This window comes from Nesterenkonia suensis (assembly GCF_054782935.1).
The window spans coordinates 91,449-114,568 of sequence record NZ_BAAGRN010000001.1; the positions used below are offsets into that span (position 1 = coordinate 91,449).

Sequence of the window (23,120 nt, forward strand, 5' to 3'; positions counted from 1 at the left end):
GACAGCTGACAGAATGAACGGTGGCCTACCCTGACGCCACCGGAGAGGAGCACGCCGTGCAGCCCATCCAGCTGCTCGCGCCCGACGGAACTCTCGCCGAGCATGAGGTGTACAGCCCGTACATCTCCCGACTCGGCGAGCAGGAACTGCGCGATCTGTACCGACTCATGGCCAGGGAACGGCGCATGGACGCTGAGGCGACGGCGCTTCAGCGCCAGGGCCAGCTGGCTCTGTGGGTCCCGGCCCTCGGCCAGGAAGCCGCCCAGGCCGGAACGGTCTCGGCGCTGCGCCCCACCGACATGATCTTCCCGACCTATCGGGAGCACGTGATGGCCCTGCACCGCGGCGTCCGCCCGGACCAGCTCATCGCGCTCTTCCGGGCGACCGCGCACAGCGGATGGGACCCCTCGGAGTACGCGATGAACACTTACATGGTGGTGCTCGGAGCTCAGACCCTGCATGCCGCCGGCTGGGCGATGGGCATCCAGCGTGACGGTGCAGCCGGGGGGTCGGACCAGGGGCGCCGCTCGGACGAGCTCGTCCTGGCCTGCTTCGGCGACGGTGCCAGCAGCCAGGGGGATGTCCATGAATCGATGGTCTTCGCCGGCTCCTACGATCTGCCGGTGCTCTACTTCCTGCAGAACAACCACTGGGCCATCTCTGTACCCTCCTCGACACAGTCCCGCGGGCCGCTGGCAGCGCGGGCCGGAGGATACGGCTTCGAAGGTGTCCAGGTGGACGGCAATGATGTGCTTGCCAGCTACGCGGTCGCCGCGCATATGGCTGGTGAGGTGCGTCAGGGCCGCCCGCGGCTCATCGAATCGGTCACCTACCGCATGGGCGCCCACACCACAGCCGATGACCCCACGAAGTATCGGAACTCCGAGGAGGTCGAGGCCTGGAAGGCCAAGGACCCGATCGACCGCTACCGTCGGTGGCTGGAGTCGGAGGACCACGCCGACGAGACGTTCTTCGCGGAGGTCGACCAGGAGGCCGCCGAGCTGGCCGCCGAACTGCGACGTGCTGTACAGGCGCACGACTCGGTCTCGCTCGAGGAGGCGATGGACGTCGTCTACGCCGAACCCCACCGTCAGGTGGAGACGGACAAGCTGTGGTTGAAGGACTACGAGGCCGGCTTCGCCGACGACGGTGCAGCGGCCAGCGGAGAGGGTGGTGCCCGATGACCTTGATGAACCACGGACAGGCCCGGCGGTCGGAATCTCGTCCGGACTCCTCGCGCAGCGCCCGGCAGGGAGCCCGCGCCGGGCGTGCGGCTGCGAACCTCGCGGCGCCGCAGGAGGCGGCCGCCTCCTCCGCTGAACAGGTGCAGGAGGAGCCCCAGCCTCAGGGTCAGGACACTGTCGGTGAGGAGCAGCCTGCGCCTCCCCAGGAGATGGTGCTGGCGAAGGCGATCACCGCCGCCCTGCGTGACGAGCTGACCGAGGATCCGAAGACCCTGCTCATCGGCGAGGACATCGGCGCCCTCGGAGGAGTGTTCCGTGTCACCGACGGGTTGCAGAAGCAGTTCGGACCGGAGCGGGTCGTGGATTCCCCGTTGGCCGAGTCGGGGATCGTCGGAAGCTGCATCGGCATGGCCATGCGCGGCTACCGTCCGGTGGCCGAGATCCAGTTCGACGGCTTCGTGTTCCCGGCGTTCAACCAGATCACCACTCAGCTGGCGAAGATCCATGGCAGGACCCGTGGCCAGGTCAAGGCCCCGGTGACCATCAGGCTGCCCTACGGGGGGTCCATCGGGTCCATCGAGCACCACTCAGAGTCTCCGGAGGCCTTGTTCGCACACACAGCCGGGCTGCGACTGGTGGCCCCGTCCAATCCGCAGGACGCCTACTGGATGACCCGCCAGGCCATCCGATGCGATGACCCGGTGATCATCCTTGAGCCCAAGCGTCGCTACTGGCTCAAGGGCATGGTGGACTTCTCCACCCCCGCCCAGGATGCCTTCACCGCCCAGGTGGTGCGGGAAGGCACCGATGCGACGATCGCCTGCTACGGCCCGCTGGTGCCGGTGGCGCTGGCTGCCGCGCAGGCCGCGGCACAGGACGGCCGCAGCATCGAGGTCGTCGACATCCGGTCGATCAGTCCGCTCGACGACGAGACCATCGCCCGGTCTGCGGCGAAGACCCAGCGCCTCATCGTCGCACACGAAGCCCCCACCTTCGGCGGGTTCGGCGGAGAGATCGCTGCCCGGGTCTCCGAACGGGCCTTCCATCGGCTGGCCTCCCCGGTCCTCCGGGTGGGCGGATTCCATATGCCGTATCCGCCCTCGCAGCAGGAGCACCGGTACCTGCCGGACATCGACCGCATGCTGGAGGCTGTGGACCGCAGCTTCAGCTACCCCCGCCGTTGAGTCCGGCCCCTGAGATTCGAGGAGAGACTGAGCATGGTCGACACCTTCAACCTGCCTGACGTCGGCGAGGGACTCACCGAGGCTGAGATCGTCTCCTGGCGTGTGGCGGTCGGGGACACCGTCGAGGTCAACGACATCGTCGTGGAGATCGAGACGGCGAAGTCTCTGGTGGAGCTTCCCATCCCCTATGCCGGTCAGGTGCAGGAGCTCGTCGTCGACGAGGGCGAGACCATCGAGGTCGGTGCCCCCCTGATCCGCATCAGGGCAGCAGGCTCCGAGAGCGGAGACCCGGTGAGCACGGACTCTGCGGCCGATGCGGTGCCAGGCAGTGAAGGCTCCGCCGACACCACTGGCACCGACACCACTGGCACCGACACCACCGGCACGGGCGCCACGGGCACCGACGCCACGGGCACCGACGCCGTCGGTGCGTCCCCGAGCGCCAGCGAGGCCGCCGCTGCAGGCGGCACTGCGAAGTCCCCGGCGAAGTCCTCGGGGAAGTCCTCGGGGAAGTCCTCCTCGCAGAGCTCCGCGGCGGAGCCGAAGGCCGGTGGTGACGATGCGCTGGTCGGCTCCGGGCCGAAGGCCGATGCGCCACGACGCCGTCCGCGGACCCGGCACACCGCGCCGGACCTGGTCGACGTCTCGGAGCTGGGCCTGCCTGACGGTGCTGCCGCGCCGGCGCCGACCTCCGGCGCCCCGGACTTCGGAGATCTGGTGGCCAAGGCCAGTCCGCCGGTGCGCGCGCTGGCCAAGCGCCTGGGCGTCGCCGTCTGGGAGCTGGTCGGTTCGGGAGGCAACGGCAAGATCACCCGCGACGACGTCGAGAGGCGGGCCCGCCAGAAGAACGGCGAGGAGGCCCCGGTCCCGGCCGTCCCGGCCGAGCCTCCGTTCACCGGGCTGCTGCGTGAAGGTCCGCGGGAGGAGGAGGTGCAGGTCCGTGGGGTGCGGAAGGCCACGGCGCTGAACGTGAGCGCCTCGGCCTCGCAGATCCCCCACGTCTCCGTGTTCAAGGAGATCGACGTCACCCGCACGATGGAGCTGCGCACGGTGCTGAAGGAGGACCCCTCCTACGCGGGCCTGAGCGTCTCACCGTTGCTGTTCGCGGCCAAGGCGATCATCTGGGCCGCCCGACGCAACCCTCAGGTGAACGCCACCTGGCATGACACCCACTACACGGTGAAGAACTACGTGAACCTGGGTATCGCGGCGGCGACTCCGCGCGGCCTGATGGTGCCGGTCATCCGGGATGCGCAGACCTACAGCACCAAGGGTCTCGCCGCGGCGATCACGCAGCTGACGGTGGATGCCCGGGACGGGAAGACCTCCCCGGCGGACATGACCGGCGGCACTGTGTCCATCACCAACATCGGGCCCCTGGGTCTCGACGGCGGCACTCCGATCCTTCCGCCGGGCCAGGCGGCGATCGTCGCTCTGGGCGCAGTCCGGCGCAAGCCCTGGGTGGTCGATGAGCAGATCGTGCCCCGCGATGTGATGACCATCGGTGGTTCCTTCGACCATCGCCTCATCGATGGTGAGCATGCCGGGCGCTTCATCAGCGACGTCGGAGCGGTCCTGGAGCAGCCCGGCCTGCTGCTGGACTGAGGCCCCCGGGGTCAGGGCCCGGTCCGCCTGGGGGAATCGGCCGTGACCGGGCCCGACGGGAGGTCAGGCTCGGGCTGAAGGTCAGCGGATGATCTCCGAGATGCGCTGCAGGGGCACCGAGGTCTCCCCGGGGTCGATGCCGAGGCTGGCGGCCAACGGTTCACCGTCCAGGAGGATCTCCGCCCGAGAGGCGCCGGACGCGGCTCGAGCCGTTGCGTCGAGCTGGGTGTGGATCTGCCAGGCCTCACAGGTGCTGCGCACATTCGGCTGACCGCTGAGCTCCACGGTGACGACGTCGTCCACGATGCCGACCGTGTCGACGTCGAGGTCATCAGAGATCGCCAGGGGGTTCCGGAAGGCCGGATCCCCGTGGTAGTAGTGCTGATCCTGCACGAGGAACTCGACAGCGGCCAGGGTCGGGTCGTCCGTGACCGTCGGGACACTGGCGACCACGGAGACGGTGTCGTTGCAGCCGAAGGCGTCGGTGCGCGCGATCTCGGTCCGCTGGACGGTGCCGACCTCCTCGCGGATCGTCACCTGCCCCTCGTCGTTGATGGGTGCGTCGCCGCTGTGGCCCTCTGGGCTGATGAAGCCGAGGGGCAGACGGATGCTGTCGTCCTGCTCGTGCTGGGGCGCCGGGAGGGCCTGTTCGTCGTCCGTCGTCGGATCAGATTCGTTCTCCGTGCCGTCGTCGCCGCAGCCCGCCAGGAGGAGCGTCGCCGCCGCGGCGACGACGCTCAGGCGGAAGGAGCGGCGCAAGTGCATAGGAGTCAGAATACGAGGCGTCGGCCGCTTCGGCGAATTCCTGCGGGCCTGCTCTGTCTCCCTGCGGGTGTCGACGTAGCAGGAGCAGCCAGCAGGAGCAGCCAGCCGGAGCCGGCGGCGGAAGCGGGGAGGAGGTGGCGGGCGGGAGGCCAGAACGGGGGATGCCTCCCGCCCGCTCGGCGAGGAGGGACCGGGCCATCACATGGGGGTGGGACGATGGGCGCGCGGTCAGCAGGCCTCCTCGCGGGGGCAGAACACGGCGTCCGAGGGAACGGAGGCTCGGGCGCCGGCTTCTGTCGGGCGGAGACGAGGGGATGTCTCCTCGACACTTCAAAATTGAAGGTCAGCCCACCTCTATGATGGTCCGGGCTGGAGGCTCTGTCAATCCTCGTCGAACCTCCCCGGACCCGATGGAGGGCCTCGTCGGGCGGCTTCTCAGCATGCGGTCGGCCGGGGAATCAGCCTGCTGACGGCGGGCAGGGGCGATAGGCTGGGCCCATGCCGATTCGCAACCGACGCGCCGCCGCTCTGCCAGCCAAGCTCTCCCGCTCCTGGCTGTTGATCAACGCGGCCAAGCAGGAGGACTTCGCTCCCGGCCTCGCCAGCGAGGCGGACTCGGTGATCTTCGACCTCGAGGCCTCGGTCCCGGACGACGGCAAGGACGCCGCCCGAGCCGCGGTCCTGGAGGCGCTCAACGGCGGCATGACCGCCTGGGTGCGCATCAGCCCGACGACGTCGCCCCACTGGGAGGACGACGTCGCCGCACTCTCCAAAGCGGACGGGCTGCGCGGGGTGATGCTGGCCGAGACCGAGCGGCCCGAGCAGGTCACGTACACGGCCATGCGGCTGCGGGCCGGCACACCGGTGATCGCCCTGGTGGAGTCCGCGCTCGGGGTGGAGAACGCCACGCAGGTCGCCTCCGCCCCCGGCACGTTCCGCCTGGCCTTCGGCACCAATGATTTCCGCAAGGATGTGGGGGTCTCGGCTGATCCGATGGCCTTGGCGTACGCGCGCTCCCGGCTGGTGATCGCCTCTCGCGTGGGCGGCCTGCCCGGTGCGATCGACGGTCCCACACCTCCGGATGCGGACGACGCCGCCGTGGCCGCGGCGTGTGAGGTCACCGCCTCGATGGGCATGACCGGCAAGCTCTCGCTGAACCGGGGGCAGGTCGATGCCGTCAACAAGGGGCTCAGCCCCTCGGAGGACGAGCTGAACTGGGCGCGCGAACTGATCGCCGCGCACGAGAGCGGCGCCTCCATCGGTGACGGCTCCTACCTGCCGCGCCTGGCCCGGGCCCAGAAGATCGCCTCGTTGGCCGACTCCTACGGCCTCTGGAATGCCTGAGCTGTGCAGGAGACGTCGCCGCAGAGCGCCCTGACCGCCGGTGACCGGTTCACCACTGGCCAGCGGATACGGCTGATCCTCGTGCTGGGAGTCCTCATCGCCCTGGGTCCGCTCACAGTGGACATGTACCTGCCGGCATTCCCCGCCATCAGGGATGACCTGATGACCACCGAGGCGGCCGTGCAGCTCACCCTGACCGGAACTCTGGCGGGCCTGGCTGTCGGGCAGCTGCTGATCGGTCCGCTCTCCGATGCCGTGGGGCGCCGCCGCCCGCTTCTCGTCGGGGTCGGGGTCCACGTCCTGGCCTCGGTCGGCTGCGTGCTGGCCCCCGACCTGGCCATTCTCGGGGGTATGCGGGTGCTGCAGGGCCTGGGAGCGGCTGCTGCCGCCGTGGTGGCGATGGCGGTGGTCCGCGACCTGTTCGTCGGGATGGCGGCGGCGAAGCTGCTCTCCCGGCTCATGCTGGTCATGGGTGCGGCGCCGGTGCTGGCCCCCACGCTGGGTGGTCTGATGCTGGCGCTGGTCTCCTGGCGCGGGGTGTTCGTGATGCTGGCGGTGTTCGGCGTGGCGATCCTGGTGATCGCCGCCGTGCTGCTGCCCGAGACGCTGCCGGAGCAGCGGCGGCGCCGTGGCGGGCCGCTGGGCACGCTGCGGGACTGCCGTCGACTCCTCCGGGACCGGCCCTATGTGGGACTCATCCTGGTGGCCGGCTTGGCGATGGCCTCGCTGTTCGCCTACGTCTCCGGATCCTCCTTCGTCTTCCAGCAGGTCTACGGGCTCGATGAGCAGCAGTACGGTGTGGTCTTCGGGCTCGGCGCTGTCGGGCTGATCATCGCCACCCAGTGCAACGTGCGGCTGCTGCGCCGATTCAGCCCTGCACAGATCATGACCGGCGCCCTGGTCGGCGGGACTCTCAGCGGACTGGCCCTGCTGTTCGTCGCCGTGACCGGGCTCGGGGGACTGGGTGGCCTGCTGGTCCCGCTGTGGCTGGTGCTGGCCGCGTGCGGGCTGGCGCTGCCCAATGCTCCCGCTCTCGCGCTGTCCCGGCACGGTGAGACGGCCGGGACAGCGGCCGCGCTGCTGGGTGCGGTCCAGTTCGGAGTCGCCGCCGCGGCCGCTCCGCTGGTCGGGGTGCTGGGCACCGGGGAGACGTCGATGGCGATCGTGATCGCCGCAGGGATGGCCGCTGCCATGCTCGTCGCGCTGCTGGTGGTCCGGCCCACCGGGATCGAGGCTGGGACGTCGGGCGCAGTGTCGACCGTGCCGTGACCTCGCCCGCGTGATGAGCTTGCCGCCGCTCGGTGCTGGAACGTCCTGATCAGCCCGATCGGGGAGCTCCTGTCTCCGCGTTGAACGCGCTTCACCCTGCCGGTACATTGTGATGAGACCAGGGTCACGGCTTGTGATCCGCAGGTCTCACCGACGGGCGGTTCCACGGACCGGCAAGGAGGCGTGATGGGCAGGGAGACATTCACCGGCGACGTCGCATTCGAGGTCCGAGGTCAGCTCGGCATCATCACGCTGAACCGGCCCAAGGCGATGAACGCGCTGACCCAGCTGATGTGCGAGTCTGTGCACATCCAGCTGGAGGAGTGGGCGGCCGACGACGACGTCGCCCAGGTCTTGGTCCGCGGCGCGGGGGAGCGGGGGCTCTGTGCCGGCGGTGACGTCGTCGGCGTCTACCGTGACATGGTCGAGCATCAGGGTCACGACGGTGGGCCGCTGCTGCCTGAAGGGACTCCCGCCTACCAGGCACACTTCGCCACGGAGGACTTCTGGGCGGTGGAGTACCGCATGAATCTGTTGATCGCGCAGTACCCCAAGCCCTACATCGCGCTGATGGACGGACTGGTGCTCGGCGGAGGCCTCGGCATCTCCGCCCACGGCTCGCACCGAATCGTCACCGAACGCACCCGAGCCGGCATGCCGGAGACCACCATCGGCTTCTGCCCGGACGTCGGGGGGACTTACCTGCTGGGCCGCGCGCCGCGGAAGGTCGGGCTGCATGCCGGCATGCTCGGCGCACACCTGGACGCCGCCGATGCGATCTACGCGGGCTTGGCGGACACCCGCATCGAGTCGAGCTCGATCGAGTCGCTGATCGCGGAGCTGACCACGCGCCCGGTGGAAGAGGTGCTGCCCGAGTTCGCCGTCGAGCCGGGGGACTCCGCCCTGGGCGCGGCCGAATGGATCAATCACGTCTACTCCGGTCACGACGTCGACATCATCCTTGCCCGACTGGACGGCGTCGCCGGTGAGGTGCCCGAGGCCGCTGAGGCGGCGGCCGAGCTGCGAGCCCGGTCCCCGCTGTCCGTCCGGGTGGCTCATCGGGCGATCACCACTGCGGCGGAGCTCTCGCTGCCCGGGGCACTGATCCAGGAGTACACGGTGGGGATGCATATGCTGCGCTCCCACGACTTCCGCGAGGGCATCCGGGCCCAGCTGGTGGACAAGGACCGCAGTCCGTCCTGGAACCCGGCGCGGCTTGCCGACGTCGACGACGACCTGCTCGATCATTTCTTCACCCCGGTGCCCCACAAGATCTTGGAGCTGCCCCATGACTGATTCGACGTACACCACCATCAAAGTCTCCTCCGCCAAGCGGGTGGGGAAGATTCAGCTGAACCGACCGGCGGCGCTGAACGCGCTCAACGCCGAGACGATGGAGGAGGTGGTCGCCGCCGCCGTCGCCTTCGATGCGGACCCCGGCATCGGGGCGATCCTGCTCTCCGGCTCGCAGAAGGCCTTCGCCGCCGGCGCTGACATCAAGGAGATGTCCGAGCAGTCGTTCACGGACATGTACGCCGCCGATTGGTTCCGCCGCTGGGAGGAGCTGACTCGGCTGCGCACCCCGGTGGTGGCCGCCGTGTCCGGTTACGCACTCGGGGGCGGCTGCGAACTGGCGATGATGGCGGACATCATCATCGCCGGCACGAGCGCCAAGTTCGGCCAGCCGGAGATCAACCTGGGCGTCATCCCCGGCATGGGCGGCTCGCAGCGGCTGACCCGCTCGGTGGGCAAGGCCAAGGCGATGGACATGGTGCTCACCGGTCGGCAAGTCGATGCCGAAGAGGCCGAACGGATCGGGTTGGTCTCCCGGGTGGTGCCCGACGGCGAGCTCGATGCCGAGGCCAAGACGGTCGCGGAGTTGATCGCCTCGAAGTCGAAGCCTGCCGCGCAGATGGCCAAGGAGGCCGTGACGGCGTCCTTTGAGATGCCGCTGGCCAGCGGGCTGCAGTTCGAACGCCGGATCTTCCACTCGTTGTTCGCCACGCAGGATCAGGCGGAGGGCATGGAGGCCTTCGCGAATAAGCGCAAGCCCAATTGGACGCACCAGTAGTCAGCCCGTCGGGTGCCCCGAGCCTGAGCTCGAACCCGCCCCCGAGCCACGCTGGCGAGCCACGCTGCCGAGATGTGGAGGAATGGAAGGAAGCATCTCGACGGGGGCGATACGCTGGACTGACGCGCGTCAGATCCAGTCAGCAGAAGGAGCGACACGATGTCCGGCATCCACCAGCCTGAGGTCTACTCACGTCTGAAGGACCGTCCGGCCCCCGATTATGAGCTCGGCGCAGCTCTGCGGCTGCTGCGCTGGGGGAGCGTCCTGTTGGGGGCGCTGCCGGTTGCCCTGATCGCCTGGCAGGCGACGAGCGGCACGGACCAGGTGCCGCTGCAGTTCGGTGTCGACGGGACGGTGGACCGTGAGGGGTCACCTTGGGAGCTGTTCTGGACGACGCTTCTCACCTGGACGACCTGTGTGCTCGGCCTGGCGATCCTCTCCCGCCACCCGCGGATCTTCAACTTCCCCCAGGCGCTGACCAGTGAGAATGCCCAGCGGCTCTATCGGCGGGGGGAGACCTCGTTGATCTGGCTGACCTTCGCCACGGCGCTCATCATCTGGGGCATCGCCGGAGCGCTGGGCTACCCGACGTTCTGGATGCTCTGGGCGGGGATGGCGCTGATGACTGTGACTGTGGTGCGGCTCGTCTGGCGTTCCGCGACGGCCTGACTGGCCACCACCCGAGCGTCTGCGACGCTCGCCGCGGCGCGTGTGATGCAGCTCACTGATGAGGCCATATACTGAAGGTCCCGCGCCAGGGACGCTGAGACCCAGCGCCCGCCGGGACTCGACACTGAGGTGCGCTCCTGCCAGGGGCGCACCTCCCCATTCCGGCCCCCGGGCGGCTCACCACAGTCGGCGGCAGGAGCCGGCGAGCACGAGAAGGAGCTGGTGACGGTGACCGCTGCATCCCAGTACCCCGACGGCGATCTCCTGGAGATCCGACGCCACCTGTCTGCACAGGAGCAGGCGCGCCTCGAACAGATCGAGGCCTTCGCCCAGACGACCCTCCGCAGGTCCTCCATCGACGCCTGGAACGAGGAGCGGTTCTTCGCCGAGATGCTGCCCGCCATGGCGGAGCTGGGCCTTGCGGGCCTGGAGACCGACGGCAGCTCCCGGCTCTTCACGGGGCTGACCCACGCCACGGTCGCCCGGGCCGACGTCTCCCTGTCCGCCGTGATGGGGATCCACAATGAACTGATCGTGGGCCTGATCCACACCTTCGGCTCGGCCGAACAGCAGCAGAGGTGGCTGCCGCGGCTGACCTGCTTCGAGGCGCTGGGGGCGTTCTGTCTCACCGAGCCGGACCACGGCTCGGACATCGCCGGCGGTCTGGCCACCACGGCTCGGCGTGACGGTGACTCCTGGGTGCTCAACGGCAGCAAACGGTGGATCGGCATGGCGACCGTCGCCGACATCGCCCTGGTCTGGGCCCGGGACGTTGCGGACGGGCAGATCAAGTGCTTTCTCGTGGAGACGAACACGCCCGGTTACCACGCGGAGATGATCCGTCACAAGATGGGCCTGCGGGGCATCCCCAACGCGGATGTCGTCCTCGAGGACGTCCGGGTGCCGGCGGAGTCGCTGCTGCCGGGGGCCCGCAGCTTCTCCGACACCAACGTCCTGCTGTGCAGCTCTCGAGCCTGGGTCGGCTGGCAGGCGGTCGGACTCCAGCACGCCGTGCTCGACGTCGTGCGCGACTACGTCACAGATCGCGAACAGTTCGGCAGACCGCTGGCCTCGTTCCAGCTCATCCAGCAGGGGCTCTCTGAGATCACCGGGAACCTGGCCGTGTGCACGGCGCTCATGGTGCAGATGACGGAGCTGCAGCACCAGGGGCGCCTGGAGATGGTGCAGGCGGCCACGGCGAAGGCGACGACCACCCGTCTGGCGAGGGCTTCGGCGGCGCTCGGGCGGGAGATGCTCGGAGGAAACGGGCTGACCTCCGAGTATGAGGCCGCCAAGCTCATGGGTGATGCGGAGGCCATTTACACCTATGAAGGGTCCTACGGCATCAATTCGCTGATCGTCGGCCGGGCGCTCACCGGGGTCTCGGCCTTCGTCTGATCGTGAGACGCCTCGGGCGGGGGATCCCCCGGCTCGTCGGGTGGCGCCGTAGGCGCCCGGGGGATCCCCCGCCCGATGAGCGGCGGGGCGGTGTCAGCCGGCGAGGGCGTCCTCCAGCGGCAGCGGCTCCTCTCCCAGGGCCTCGGCCACCGGGGCGTGGGTGAGACGTCCTGCATGCACGTTCAGACCGGCGGCCAGGTGCGGGTCTGTGGAGAGGGCCGCCTTCCAGCCCTTGTCCGCCAGCCTGAAGATGTAGGGCAGAGTGGCGTTCGTCAGCGCCGCGGTGGAGGTGTGCGGCACCGCACCCGGCATGTTCGCCACGCAGTAGTAGAGCTGCTCCCCGATGGTGAAGGTCGGGTTCGCGTGGGTGGTCGGCTGCGATCCTTCGAAGCATCCTCCCTGGTCGATTGCGATGTCGACCAGCACCGATCCGGGCCGCATCGCGGAGGCCATCTCCCGGGTGACGAGCTTCGGCGCCGAGGCCCCGGGGATCAGCACCGAACCGATCACCATGTCCGCCGCGGCGACCTCCTCGGCGATGGTCAGCGTGTTCGACGCCAGTGTGGTCAGGCCTCGGGCCGACATCGCCGACAGTTCGCGCAGCCGCTCCAGGTTCAGGTCGATCACGGTGACGTCGGCGCCCATGCCGTGGGCGGTGATCGCCGCCTGTTCGCCGGCTTTGCCGCCGCCGATGACGACGACCTTCGCCGGGCGTGCTCCGGGAACGCCGCCGATCAGCAGGCCGGATCCCCCCTGCGAGTGCATCAGGTGGTATGCACCGACCTGCGGGGCCAGGCGCCCGGCGACCTCGCTCATCGGGGCCAGCAGGGGCAGTCCCTTGGGACCGGTGACGGTCTCATAGGCGATCGCGGTCACGCCTCGCTCCTGGAGCGCCTTCGCACATTCGGGCTCGGCCGCCAGGTGCAGGTAGGTGAACAGCACCTGCCCCTGGTGCATCCGCGGGAACTCTTCGGCCTGCGGCTCCTTGACCTTCAGCACCAGCTCCGCACGGTTCCAGAGATCGTCGACGTCGGGGACCAGCTCCGCCCCGACGCTGCGGTAATCCTCGTCGGAGAATCCTGAGCCCTCTCCGGCGCCTGACTGGATCAGCACGGTATGGCCGCGCTGGGTGAGGTCGACGGCGCCGGCGGGTGTCAGCGCCACCCGGAACTCGTTGTTCTTGACTTCTGTCGGGACTCCGATGATCATCTGGTCTCCTTGCTCCGCGCACCTGGTGGGTCTGCGGTCGCTGCTGGTCTGGACGGCGGGTCGTGCGGGGGTGTGCCTCAGTCTGGCATGACCGGGTGACGGGGGCGTCACGGGTCCTGCCCAGCTGCTCGATCGACTGCTCGCCGGCCCGGACGTGGTGATCCAGGCCTCACAAGGTTATGGCCCCGCGTGAGATCCTGCCAAGTGCGCGTCGCGTGGCCATGCCGGGGCGGCGGATCCCCGCCATGGGGGCGGAGCGCAGCCTCGGCCGGTCGGCGCGCTCGTCCTGAGGGTGTGGCAGTCTGGAGCCATGCTTGATGGACCCGTCGCCGAAGGCGTGACCACCGGGGTGGCCCTTGTTCTGCTGCTGGTCGGCATGGCGGGAGTCGTGCTGCCCGTGCTTCCCGGCAGTCTGCTGATCATCCTCACCCTGCTGACCTGGGCGGTGCTCATCGGCGGGACCGCGGTGTGGGTCGCCGCCGGCCTCGGAATGGTGCTCGCCGCCGTCGGGTGGGCCGCCTCCACGGTGCTGACCGGACAGGCGCTGCACCGGGAGCAGATTCCACGCGGACCGATCCTCATCGCCGTGCTGGCCGCTCTGGTCGGACTGGTGATGCTGCCGCCGCTGGGGCTGTTCATCGGCTTCGCCCTCGGGCTGTTCGGCGCAGAATATCTGCGGCGTGAGCGGGACTGGCAGGCGGCGGCTCAGGCCAGCCTGAAGGCTCTGCGGGCGATGGGCCTCGGGATCCTCGTCGAGTTCGGGCTGGCGGGGCTCGCCGTCTCCAGCTTCCTGATCGGGGCACTGGTGCACCTGCTGTCCTGAGGGTGCCGTGACGGGCGCTGGTGCCGTCGGGACGGCGAGGGGTCACGCGGGTCTGGGTCCTGCACTCGACGGGTGCGCGGAGCGCTCACTAGGAGCGATGCGCCATGTCAGGATGGCTCCGAGGGGCCGCCGTGGGGTGTCAGGGGGCCGCGAAGTGGGCTATCTTGGCACTCTGGACGGATGCTGAGTGTCGCCTGCACCCGGCGGAGCCTGCGGGGCGCCGGGTGGTCATGCTGACAATCGCCGGATGGAGGGTGCTGTGGAGGCAGAGCGCGGGGGAGTCGAGCAACTCGACGACGCCGGCGGACCGGGGCTTCACATCTCCTCGCCGGTGCTGTGTCTGGCCGGTCCTTCTCCGGCGGTCTCCGAGCTGACTCAGCGGCTCCGTGCCCTGGACGTCAAGGTGCTCCATGCCCCCAACGGTGACTCCGCGCGGGCGCTCATCGCAGAGGAGCAGCCGCAGCTGCTGGTGGTCGATGCCCGGGCCAGCCGCGTGGTCCCAGGGGTGGAGGAGCTGGTGCCGCAGCTGCGTCAGCTGATGGCAGATGCCGCGGTGCTGGTGTGGTTCGACGCCGAGGTGGATTTCGCCGAGGTGGCGGCGCTCTGCGAGCCCGTGGACGATCACATGGTCGCCGCCATCGACGTGGACGAGTCTCTGCGGCGTCTGCACTTCCTCACCGGGCGGCTGCCTGAGCGGCGGGAGGGGGAACGGCTCGTGGTGGGGGACCTCCAGATGGACACCGCTGCGCGCACGGTGCGACGCGGGGAGAAGGACATCGATCTCTCCGAGACGGAGTTCCGGCTCCTGCGCCTGCTCATGCGCCATGCGCGCACCGTGCTGCCCAAGACTGAGATCCTCCAGCAGGTGTGGGAGTACGAGTTCGCCGGGCAGGCGAACATCGTCGAGCTCTACATCTCCTATGTGAGGAAGAAGATCGAGGCGGACATGCCCCGGATGATCCATACCGTCCGCGGGGCGGGCTACGTGCTGCGCCCGGCTGAACCGGTCTCGCGAGGACCCCTCGCGGAGTCAGCCGGCGCCCCCGCTGCGGAGGGGGCTGACGACGACGGTGCCCCGGAGGAGGCGGCGTCGTCGGCTGACCGGCGGAGCACCGACGTCGCGACGTGATTACTCGACGGTAGCTAATGTGGCAGACTGGATGCCATGCATGTGATCTTCCGCACCCTGATGACCTTGTGGCGCGCCCGTCGTCGCGCGCCGCTGACCCCCTGGGAGACCTCGACGATCACCCTGCGGGCGCTGCCGACCGACATCGACATCGCGAGGCACATCAACAATGGGCAGTACTTCTCCCTCTTCGACCTCGGACGCTTCGACCTCATGGCGCGGTCCGGGATCTGGGACCAGATGCGGCGCCGTGGATGGTCTCCGGTGGTCCAGTCCGAGCAGATCGCCTTCCGGAAGTCCGTGACCTTCATGACGCGCTTCGAAATCCATACGCGGATCCTGGGCCTGGATGAGAAGAGCATCTACTTCGAACAGCGAGCCGTGGTGGACGGGGAGATCTATGTGCGTGCGCACATCGCCGCGCGGCTGCTCTCCACCCAGGGGCCAGTGACCAACGAGCAGATCCTGGAGATGATCAGAGACCTGGGGCACGCGGTCCCGGATGACTTCTCGGTCAGTGACGAGCTGCGCCGCTGGCGGGAGTCAGCGGCGCTGCCCTCGACCAGGAAGCCCGCACCCAACGTGTGGTGAACCGCCCATCACTGCTGACCAGGTGTCAGAGTGGTGTCATGCGGAATGTCTTCAGCGTCGATCTCGGTCTTCTCCTGCTCCGGCTCGCAGCGGGGATCCTGTTGCTGGTCTCCGGCCTGCGCAAAGCCTCCTGGCTCGGCCTGCAGGGGTCGAACGACTATGTGGCGTCCCTGGCGATCCCCTTCGCCGAGCACATCGGGACAGCGCTTCCGTTCGTCGAGATCATCGGTGGGTCCCTGCTGATCATCGGGCTGCTCAGCCGATTGGCCGCCGCGGTGATGGCGCTGATCGCGGCGGCAGGAACCTACCTGCTGCTGGATGCGGGGGCGATCTTCGTCAGTGTGCATGGATGGAACGAGCCGTTCCTCCTGCTGCTGGGCAATCCCCTGGAATTCATGATCCTCTACGCCGTGCTCGGGTTGGCGCTGGTGTTCTCCGGCCCGGGGGCTTTCAGTGTCGACGCCCCCGCCTGGCGGGCGATCCGACGGCGCTGACGCGTCGCGACGGACGCTGGTGGTGCCTCACAGCAGGTGCCCGTGCGGGGAGCTCAGCTGCGGGTGTCATCCTGCCGACGGGCGCGCCACACGGCCAGGGATCCTGCCGCGACGGCGAGTGAGCCCAGCAGCCCTGCCGCTGCAGTGTGGGGCTCGATCCCGGTCATGGCCAGTCGGTCGACAGCGTCCTCCCCGTTCTCAGGGCCCTGGTCCGGCGAGGCCGCGGACTCATCGTCCTCCTCGAGGGGCTGGCCGGGGGCGCCGGGGACATGCGGGATCTGAGACCGCGATGTGCGGGCGCCCGACTCATCGTGCTCCTCGGCGCCTCCTGACGTCTCGGTGCTCTCGGGTGTCTCGGTGCTCTCGGGTGTCTCGGTGCTCTCGGGTGTCTCGGTGCTTCCGGATGTCTCCGGCGGGGACGTGACGCCGTCAGGCGTCGGGGCAGGGTTCTGGGTATGCGGAGCGCCCGGAACGGAGGGCGCTTCGGTGCGGGTCTGTGAGGGGGTTGGCTCCGGAGTCACGGCGTCGGCGCCCTCGCTGCCCTCGTCGCCCTCGCTGCCTTCGCCGTCGTCGTCGGTCTCATGTGAGGGGGAGGGGAAGACGTACGCGAGGGAGGAACAGGTGTCCTTCTCTCCGTCGGCAGACTGGACGGTGACCGTGAACGGGTCCTCGACCTTGTGCGCGATCTCTCCGTCGAGCCGGTAGTGCACCGTCATGCCCTCGTGCCAGATCTCCGCGCCGCTGATCCCGGGCCCGGTCTCCACGATCTGTGTGTCAGCTTCGCTGGCGCTGATGTCGAAGGACAGCACCTCACCCACGTCGCCCATGGTCGAACTGCAGGTGGCGCTGAACTCCGCAGAGTCGTCAGTCTCTTCGTCCTCGCCGGGCCCGTCGGTCTCCTCGTCCTCGGTCTCCTCGTCCTCGGTCTCCTCGTCCTCCGGCTCCTCGTCCGAGCCGGCCTCCTCGCGGCTGGGCTGCTCCTCCTGCTCGCCAGTCAGGTCGTCACCGGACTCGTCCTCACCAGAGTCGTCCTCGCCGTCAGTGTCGCCGTCAGTGTCGCCGTCAGCGTCCGTAGTGTCGGTCTCGTCGGTGCTGTCGGCCTCGGTGCTGTCCTGCTCATCCTCAGGGGTCTCGTCCTGCGAGCTGGAGACGACTGTCGTGGCATCGGGGGCGGTCTCCGTCTCGTCGTCCTGTGCGGCCGCCACTGCGGGGGCGGTTCCGTAGAACAGGAGTCCGCCGGCCATGGCGGTTCCGCACAGCGCGGCGGTCAGGCGCGGGTGACGCCTGGCATCGGATGCGTGGGTCACGCGGGACCACCTTTCACCCCGGGAAAGAAGTTGTCGAAATCCACAGTGTACGCATGATCAGCACAGTTTCATAACGATTTGGTCACTGCGCGGTGGCTGCGCACGTGGCTGCGTACGTGGCTGGGGCGATGGCTGTGACGGCGCTGGGCCCGCATCCGGCGCCGTCACAGCAGCACCTCGTTGCGGCGGCAGGTGGTCCGCGGCGGATCATTCATCGAGTCCAAGGTCACATGGCCCGTGGCCTGTTGTGAGGTCGGACGGACGGTCGATCAGTGTCGGGGAGGCGCCCAGTGCGGGTGGGCGCGGGTCAGACGATGCGGGACTCGGGGGACGTCGTCAGGGAGGGGTCGTCCTGGGCCAGGTGGCCGATGACCGAGTCGATGGCCTCCATGGTGGACTCGTCCAGAGCCACCCCGGCGGCCGTCACATTGGAGGCGATCTGCTCCGGGCGGGAGGCGCCGACCAGGGCTGTGGCCACATTCGGGTTCTGCAGCACCCAGGCGATCGAGAGCTGGGCCAACGTGAGCCCCAGCTCCTCCGCGATCGGCTTCAGCTTCTGGACGGCATGGAGGATGTCCTCATCGAGATAGCGCTGGATGAACTGTGCGCCGCCCTGTTGGTCAGTGGCACGGGAGCCCTCGGGCAGGGGTCGGCCCGGCTCGTACTTGCCGGTGAGAACGCCCTGCGCGATCGGGGACCAGACGATCTGCGAGATGCCGAGCTCCTCCGAGGCAGGGATGACCTCGGGTTCGATCACCCGCCAGAGCATGTTGTACTGCGGCTGGTTCGAGATCAGGTGGATTCCGAGGTCCTTGGCCAGGGCGTGGCCGGCGCGCAGCTGTTCGGCATTCCACTCGCTGACGCCGATGTAGAGGGCCTTGCCCTGACGGACGATGTCGGCGAAGGCCTGCATCGTCTCCTCCAGGGGAGTCTCGACGTCGTACCGGTGGGCCTGGTAGAGATCCACATAGTCGGTGCCGAGCCGGCGCAGTGATCCGTCGATGGACTCCATGATGTGTTTGCGAGAGAGTCCGGTGTCATTGTGGCCCTTCGGTCCGGTGGGGAAGTAGACCTTGGTGAAGATCTCCAGGGACTCGCGGCGCTGCCCGGCCAGCGCATCGCCGAGGACCTGTTCGGCCACGGTGTTCGCATAGACGTCCGCAGTGTCGAAGGTGGTGATGCCGGCGTCGAGGGCTGCGTGGACGCACGCGGTGGCGGTGTCGTTCTCCACCTGTGAGCCGTGCGTGATCCAGTTGCCGTACGTGACTGACGAGATCTTGAGGCCGCTGTGGCCGAGATACCTGAACTCCATGCCGTTCACACTATCCACCTCGGGCCGCCGTGAACAGAGTGCCGGGGGCTGCGGCAGGAGTCCCCTCACGCATCGTGTGATGCGCGCATTGGCGGAATCCTCCCTGGTGAGGCCTGCCTCGCCTGCGTGGAAAGCCGCCCCGTTGCTGATTACAGTGGCCTCACGGGGATGCTGCCGGACGGCGGCGCCCACCCCTGACCCGAGGCAAGGAGAGTGTTCTCGCAATGGCAAAGCTCACTGGGAAGCTGGAAGAGGCCTTCAACGAGCAGGTCACCCTGGAGCTGGAGGCCTCGCTGGTCTATCGCCAGCTGGGAATCGAGATGGACATGCTTGACCTTCCCGGCATGGCGACCTGGTTCCGCGCGCAGGCCGATGAGGAGGTCGTGCATGCGAACAAGTTCATCGATCACATGACAGACCGTGACGCCCATCCGCGCCTCCGGGCGGTCCCCGCCGTCGCGGTGACGGCGGAGACGGTGCTCGAGGCCTTCGAAGCTTCGCTCGCCCATGAGGAGAAGGTCTCGGAGTCGATCCGCAATCTGTACCGGCTGGCTCAGCAGGAGGGGGACATCGACGCCCTGCCGCTGCTCAGCTGGTTCATCGACGAGCAGCTCGAGGAGGAGGCCGCGGTCTCCGAGCTCATCGGCAAGATCCGGCTCATCGGTGACGACGGCCCCGGTCTGCTCAAGCTGGATGAGCAGCTCGGCGCGCGGCAGTCCAACGGCACCGAGTCTGGCGCGGAGTAGGTCGGCGCTGATCCGCCGGCGACTCAGCCCTGAGGCGAGGGCCGCCGGCGGAGCATCTGCTCGAGGCCGTCGAGGAAGATCTCGAGGCCGAGGGCGAAGCTGTCCTCCCAGCTGCCGCTGAAGGTGTCCTCGGCGAGGGCTGCCATGGCGGGGTAGCGGCCCGAGGCCATGGCCCGCTCCAGGGCAGGAATCTGGTCGCTCCAGAACTCCTCGTCGGTCATGCCGGTCTCCGCGGGGGCGTTCTGCCACAGGATCTCCTGGCGGACGGTCCCGACGGTATAGGCGCCCAGTGCGGTGACGATGCTCATCTTCTCCTGATCCGTCACCGGGAGATCCTTCAGCCCGGACATCAGCAGCTCCATGTCAGCCAGACTGTTCGGTCCCAGTACCGGGCGGGTCCAGTTCACCTGCAGCAGCCACGGGTGATCCAGGTACAGTCTGCGTCCTCCCCAGCCGGCGGCCTCGAGGCAGGGACGCCACCCGGACTGCAGAGCGGCCTTCCGAGCCTCATCCGGTCCGCTGACTGCGTCCAGCATGAGGTTCAGCAGCTCGGTCTTGGACGGGACATAGCGGTAGAGCGACATGGTGCCGACCCCCAGCCTCTGGGCGAGCTGGCGCATGGACAGGGCCTCGAGGCCGTCGGTGTCCGCCAGCTCGACGGCAGCCTGGACGATCTGCTCCAGAGTCAGTGTCGGCCGGGGTCCCTTCGTCGGCTCCGGAAGGCCGTCCCACAGCAGCTGCAGGCTCCTCTGCACGGGGTTCTGGTCACTCATGGTGGACCCCAGCCTATCCGTCCCTGAGCGCTGCGCGCGGTGGAGGCCGAGGTCGCTCGAGGGGATCCAGGGCCAAGCTGGCCCTCGGTGGAGTCGATCTCGCGGTGCTGCGCGATACTGTACATGGTCTGCTCTGGGTGGCCCGCGGCTGCTGGACCATCGTGCTCCAGGAGTTCACCCGCCTGGTGCTCAGTTCAAGAACCTGCGCCGCCGAGACCATCCTCTGGCCAATGGCCCACTGCGGCCGGAGTCTCGAGGCTCCGGCCTCCGTTCACGCCTCTGCCGCAGGGTCGCCGGACGCGGCGTCACCGTGTTGGAGGAGCCGCTCCAGCGCCTGGTGCATGTGGTCGTCGATCTCGCTGAGCACGGTGGTCTCCTGGCCGGCGGCGACGGCGTCGGCGATCCGCTGGTGTTCCTCCACCTGGTCGTCAGGGTCGACATAGGTGCCCTGCAGGGCGGTGAGGCACATCCGGGTCTCCACCATGAGGGTCTCGTGCATGCGACGCAGCCGGGGGCTGCCGGACGCGGTGACCAGCGCCTCGTGGAAGTCGAAGTCTGCGTCCGAGAGCGCGGCGAGGTCACCGGCGGCGACCGCCCGTCGCATCGCCTCGCAGGTGCTGCGCAGCTGCTCCACGGCCCCTGGCGGCTCTTCACGGATGATCATCAGCGCCGCGGCCGACTCCACTGCGCTGCGGGCCACGTAGAGGTCTCGGATCTCCTCGTCGTCGAGCTCCTTGACGAAGAGTCCACGGTTCGGCTCGCTGCGCACCAGGCCCTCCTGCACCAGGCGCTGCATCGCCTCGCGCAGCGGCCCTCGGCTGACGCCGAACTCTGCAGAGAGCTTGGCTTCGGAGAGCTGGGTGCCCGAGGGGAGGTGTCCGTACATGATGCCCTCACGCAGCTGCCGGGTGATCAGCGATGCCGTCGACTCCCGGTTCACCCGGGTGAAGCTGCGGGGGGTGCGAGCGGCGGTCGGCGGCATCAGGGACTCCAGCGGGTCGGGCGGCGCGTCAGGCTGAGCAGAGGGCGGCGAGGCAGAGACTTCGGGTCAAGGTGAGACCAGGATCACAGAATCCGTGGATTGTTGACAATAATCATACAACGGTTCTGGCAGGGGCGTGCCCTGGTCTGTGGGGTGCGGCCCCAGGTGTGGCGTGTCAAGGTGTGACGTGCCCGGACGTGACGTGCCCAGACGTCATATCTCTGCGCGGGGCAGTCCTGCACGGTGCGCGATGATGGCCAGCTCCGTACGGTCGCGAGCCTGCAGCTTGGACAGGATGCGGCTCACATACGTCCGTGCCGTGGCGGGGCTGAGGAACAGGGCGGCCCCGATCTCCGCGTTCGTCTCTCCATGGCCCACTCGGGTGAGCACCTCGACCTCGCGGTCAGTCAGCGCGGAGAGGTCCACCGCGGTCCCGTCCTGCGGTGAGGGGGTGGAGGCCATATGCTCCATGACCTTGCGTGCGATCGCCGGGGAGAGGAGGTTTCCGCCGTCTGCGGCCGTCCGCACGGCGGCGCGGAGCTCTGCCGCGGGGATGTCCTTGAGCAGGTACCCGGCGGCCCCCGCGCGTATCGCGTCGACGATGTCCTGGTCGTCGTCGAAGGTCGTCAGGATCAGGACGCGGCTGTCCCCGAGCTCAGGGTCCGCGCAGATCTGCCGGGTGGCCTCGATGCCGTCCATGACGGGCATGCGGATGTCCATGAGTACGACGTCGGGACGGTGGGCCCGCACGGCGCGCAGCGCGTCCTGGCCGGTCCGGGACTCCGCGACGACCTCGATCTCGGGATCGTGGGTCAGCAGGGCGCGCAGGCCCGTGCGCACCAGATCCTGGTCGTCGACGAGGAGCACACTGATCATCGGCTCTCCCGTTCGGCTGTCGGGGCATCGTCGGATGCGTGCGGGGCGTCGGATGTGTGCGGGGCGGGGCCGGCCGGCAGCATCGCCTGGACCAGGAATCCGCCGCCCTGGGGCGCGGCGCTCAGCCTGCCGCCCAGCGCCGCAGCTCGTTCGCGCATCCCATGGAGTCCCAGCCCGGAGTGTCCCAGCCCGGCGCGTTCCGACCCGGAGTGTCCCAGCTCGGAGTGTCCCGGCCCGGCCGCCTCCTCGGGCGGGCGCGCTGGCCCGGGATCCCACACGGTGACCTGCAGGCGTCCCTCCTCGAGCACCACCGCCACGTCGGCGGTCTCGGCGCACGAGTGCCGAACCACATTGGTCAGCGCCTCCTGGACGATCCGGTAGACCGCCGCCTGCACGTGAGCGGGGACGGGGCGGCCGTCGTCGTCCTGCGTCTGGATCTGGGCATGCACCGTCAGCGGCAGCGGGGAGAAGACCTGCTCCGGCAGTGCGTCCAGGGAGAGCGGACCCCGAGGGTCCTGGTGGCGGCGCAGCATCCGCACGGTCCGCCGCATCTCCTCCATCATCTCCCCGCTGGTGCTCCTGACCACGTCCAGGGCGTCTTCGGCGGCCTGAGGGTCGTGGGGCAGAGCCTCGCGGGCGACGTCGGCGTGCAGCGAGATGAGCGTGGTCCGATGCCCCAAGGAGTCGTGCAGCTCACGGGCGATGTCTGCCCGTTCGGCGGCGAGGGCCGCAGCGGACTGACTGCGTTCGCGAGCCGCGGTGACTTCCAACAGCTGCTGGCTGCTCTCCCGCAGCTCGCGGCGCAGACGCATGCTCACCCCCAGGGCGATGGCAGCGGTCATCAGTGCCACATGCCCGGCGAGCTCATAGCCGACCACACGGCTGGGGTCCTGCCCGGCGATCACCAGCCGGTAGAAATAGCTGCCGCCCAGCAGCATCGCTGCGGCCGAGACAGCCCAGCCCGCGCGGCGGAACTCCGCGGCGGAGTACAGCGCACCGGCAGTCGGTACGCTCAGCCCGATCGCCGGGTAGCCGATCATGTAGTAGGCCCAGAACGCCACGAACGTCAGCCCCAGCACCCCCAACGGGAAGCGGCGACGGACCAGCATGAGCGCACCCAGTCCGAACGCCCAGAGATAAGCCAGCGAGTCGGGGGCGCGCTCGCCGGCGACGTCGGCGGTGATCGTCCCCGCGATCGCGCCGAAGACTGCCACTCCGAGCACCGCGTCCACCAGCCAGCGTTGGACCTTCGTGGACGGGTCGGACGGGTCGGAGGCGGAGGAGGCGGCGGGCTCGGGGGCGGGCATGGGCCCAGTGTAGGAAACGCTCCGGCCCCCGGCAGTCGCCTCCTGGCGACAGGACCATGCGCCGCGAGGCGACTCTGGCGGC

Annotated in this window: 22 protein-coding genes; 14 read left to right on the top strand and 8 right to left on the bottom strand. The window is 69.0% G+C overall.

What is annotated here, in order from left to right:
* Positions 1-20 precede the first annotated feature (20 nt).
* The 3 genes from ACYVKI_RS00365 (at position 21) to ACYVKI_RS00375 (ending at position 3,973) form a co-directional block, all read left to right on the top strand.
* Positions 21-1,184, top strand: a complete 1,164-nt coding sequence (locus ACYVKI_RS00365) for a thiamine pyrophosphate-dependent enzyme (RefSeq protein WP_460688366.1) — start codon at positions 21-23, stop codon at positions 1,182-1,184.
* A 209-nt stretch (positions 1,185-1,393) separates the two neighbouring features.
* Complete coding sequence (locus ACYVKI_RS00370) at positions 1,394-2,368, top strand: alpha-ketoacid dehydrogenase subunit beta (protein WP_460689368.1); 975 nt, start codon at positions 1,394-1,396, stop codon at positions 2,366-2,368.
* 33 nt (positions 2,369-2,401) lie between these two features.
* Positions 2,402-3,973, top strand: coding sequence for a dihydrolipoamide acetyltransferase family protein (locus ACYVKI_RS00375; protein ID WP_460688367.1), 1,572 nt, complete (start codon positions 2,402-2,404; stop codon positions 3,971-3,973).
* 81 nt (positions 3,974-4,054) lie between these two features.
* Here ACYVKI_RS00375 and ACYVKI_RS00380 read toward each other — a convergent pair whose 3' ends face one another.
* Positions 4,055-4,738: a hypothetical protein gene (locus tag ACYVKI_RS00380; protein WP_460688368.1), complete on the bottom strand. Its 684-nt coding sequence runs from the start codon at positions 4,736-4,738 to the stop codon at positions 4,055-4,057.
* 498 nt (positions 4,739-5,236) lie between these two features.
* Here ACYVKI_RS00380 and ACYVKI_RS00385 point away from each other — a divergent pair, with 498 nt between their 5' ends.
* The 6 genes from ACYVKI_RS00385 to ACYVKI_RS00410 all read left to right on the top strand — a co-directional run bounded on the left by ACYVKI_RS00385 (position 5,237) and on the right by ACYVKI_RS00410 (position 11,489).
* Entirely contained in the window at positions 5,237-6,082 is an 846-nt protein-coding gene (locus tag ACYVKI_RS00385; protein ID WP_460688369.1) for an HpcH/HpaI aldolase/citrate lyase family protein, read from the top strand.
* A 3-nt stretch (positions 6,083-6,085) separates the two neighbouring features.
* Entirely contained in the window at positions 6,086-7,351 is a 1,266-nt protein-coding gene (locus tag ACYVKI_RS00390) for a multidrug effflux MFS transporter (RefSeq protein WP_460688370.1), read from the top strand.
* A 186-nt stretch (positions 7,352-7,537) separates the two neighbouring features.
* On the top strand, positions 7,538-8,647 hold the full coding sequence (locus tag ACYVKI_RS00395; RefSeq protein ID WP_460688371.1) for a 3-hydroxyisobutyryl-CoA hydrolase: 1,110 nt from the start codon (positions 7,538-7,540) through the stop codon (positions 8,645-8,647).
* On the top strand, positions 8,640-9,422 hold the full coding sequence (locus ACYVKI_RS00400; RefSeq protein ID WP_460688372.1) for an enoyl-CoA hydratase: 783 nt from the start codon (positions 8,640-8,642) through the stop codon (positions 9,420-9,422). Before ACYVKI_RS00395 ends, ACYVKI_RS00400 begins: the two co-directional genes overlap by 8 nt.
* A 159-nt stretch (positions 9,423-9,581) precedes the next feature.
* The gene (locus ACYVKI_RS00405; protein ID WP_460688373.1) at positions 9,582-10,091 is read left to right on the top strand and encodes a hypothetical protein; all 510 of its coding nucleotides are present in this window, start codon (positions 9,582-9,584) and stop codon (positions 10,089-10,091) included.
* 222 nt (positions 10,092-10,313) lie between these two features.
* Positions 10,314-11,489 (top strand): acyl-CoA dehydrogenase family protein, encoded by a 1,176-nt coding sequence (locus tag ACYVKI_RS00410; RefSeq protein ID WP_460688374.1) that lies wholly within the window; start codon positions 10,314-10,316, stop codon positions 11,487-11,489.
* 93 nt (positions 11,490-11,582) lie between these two features.
* Here the strand turns inward: ACYVKI_RS00410 and ald are convergent, their stop codons facing one another.
* The gene (gene ald / locus ACYVKI_RS00415; RefSeq protein WP_460688375.1) at positions 11,583-12,698 is read right to left on the bottom strand and encodes an alanine dehydrogenase; all 1,116 of its coding nucleotides are present in this window, start codon (positions 12,696-12,698) and stop codon (positions 11,583-11,585) included.
* Between the two features lie 310 nt (positions 12,699-13,008).
* Between ald and ACYVKI_RS00420 the strand changes: the two genes are divergently transcribed.
* The 4 genes from ACYVKI_RS00420 (at position 13,009) to ACYVKI_RS00435 (ending at position 15,735) form a co-directional block, all read left to right on the top strand.
* Entirely contained in the window at positions 13,009-13,521 is a 513-nt protein-coding gene (locus ACYVKI_RS00420) for a DUF456 domain-containing protein (protein WP_460688376.1), read from the top strand.
* Between the two features lie 247 nt (positions 13,522-13,768).
* Positions 13,769-14,650: a winged helix-turn-helix transcriptional regulator gene (locus tag ACYVKI_RS00425; RefSeq protein WP_460688377.1), complete on the top strand. Its 882-nt coding sequence runs from the start codon at positions 13,769-13,771 to the stop codon at positions 14,648-14,650.
* Between the two features lie 36 nt (positions 14,651-14,686).
* Positions 14,687-15,241 carry an acyl-CoA thioesterase gene (locus ACYVKI_RS00430; protein ID WP_460688378.1) on the top strand — a complete coding sequence of 185 codons (555 nt, stop codon included), beginning with the start codon at positions 14,687-14,689 and terminating at the stop codon, positions 15,239-15,241.
* A gap of 38 nt (positions 15,242-15,279) precedes the next feature.
* Complete coding sequence (locus tag ACYVKI_RS00435) at positions 15,280-15,735, top strand: DoxX family protein (RefSeq protein ID WP_460688379.1); 456 nt, start codon at positions 15,280-15,282, stop codon at positions 15,733-15,735.
* A gap of 53 nt (positions 15,736-15,788) precedes the next feature.
* On the opposite strand, the gene ACYVKI_RS00440 is transcribed toward ACYVKI_RS00435, so the two are convergent.
* A complete protein-coding gene (locus ACYVKI_RS00440; RefSeq protein WP_460688380.1) occupies positions 15,789-17,042 on the bottom strand; it encodes a hypothetical protein in 1,254 nt (417 codons plus the stop codon).
* A 307-nt stretch (positions 17,043-17,349) separates the two neighbouring features.
* Positions 17,350-18,354 carry an aldo/keto reductase family protein gene (locus ACYVKI_RS00445; protein WP_460688381.1) on the bottom strand — a complete coding sequence of 335 codons (1,005 nt, stop codon included), beginning with the start codon at positions 18,352-18,354 and terminating at the stop codon, positions 17,350-17,352.
* 224 nt (positions 18,355-18,578) lie between these two features.
* Here ACYVKI_RS00445 and ACYVKI_RS00450 point away from each other — a divergent pair, with 224 nt between their 5' ends.
* Positions 18,579-19,100: a ferritin gene (locus ACYVKI_RS00450; protein WP_460688382.1), complete on the top strand. Its 522-nt coding sequence runs from the start codon at positions 18,579-18,581 to the stop codon at positions 19,098-19,100.
* A gap of 23 nt (positions 19,101-19,123) precedes the next feature.
* Here ACYVKI_RS00450 and ACYVKI_RS00455 read toward each other — a convergent pair whose 3' ends face one another.
* The 4 genes from ACYVKI_RS00455 to ACYVKI_RS00470 all read right to left on the bottom strand — a co-directional run bounded on the left by ACYVKI_RS00455 (position 19,124) and on the right by ACYVKI_RS00470 (position 23,038).
* Complete coding sequence (locus tag ACYVKI_RS00455; RefSeq protein ID WP_460688383.1) at positions 19,124-19,873, bottom strand: TetR/AcrR family transcriptional regulator; 750 nt, start codon at positions 19,871-19,873, stop codon at positions 19,124-19,126.
* A 271-nt stretch (positions 19,874-20,144) separates the two neighbouring features.
* A complete protein-coding gene (locus ACYVKI_RS00460) occupies positions 20,145-20,855 on the bottom strand; it encodes a GntR family transcriptional regulator (protein ID WP_460688384.1) in 711 nt (236 codons plus the stop codon).
* Positions 20,856-21,068: 213 nt separating this feature from the next.
* Positions 21,069-21,731 carry a response regulator transcription factor gene (locus ACYVKI_RS00465; protein ID WP_460688385.1) on the bottom strand — a complete coding sequence of 221 codons (663 nt, stop codon included), beginning with the start codon at positions 21,729-21,731 and terminating at the stop codon, positions 21,069-21,071.
* The gene (locus ACYVKI_RS00470) at positions 21,728-23,038 is read right to left on the bottom strand and encodes a sensor histidine kinase (RefSeq protein WP_460688386.1); all 1,311 of its coding nucleotides are present in this window, start codon (positions 23,036-23,038) and stop codon (positions 21,728-21,730) included. Before ACYVKI_RS00470 ends, ACYVKI_RS00465 begins: the two co-directional genes overlap by 4 nt.
* Positions 23,039-23,120 lie beyond the last annotated feature (82 nt).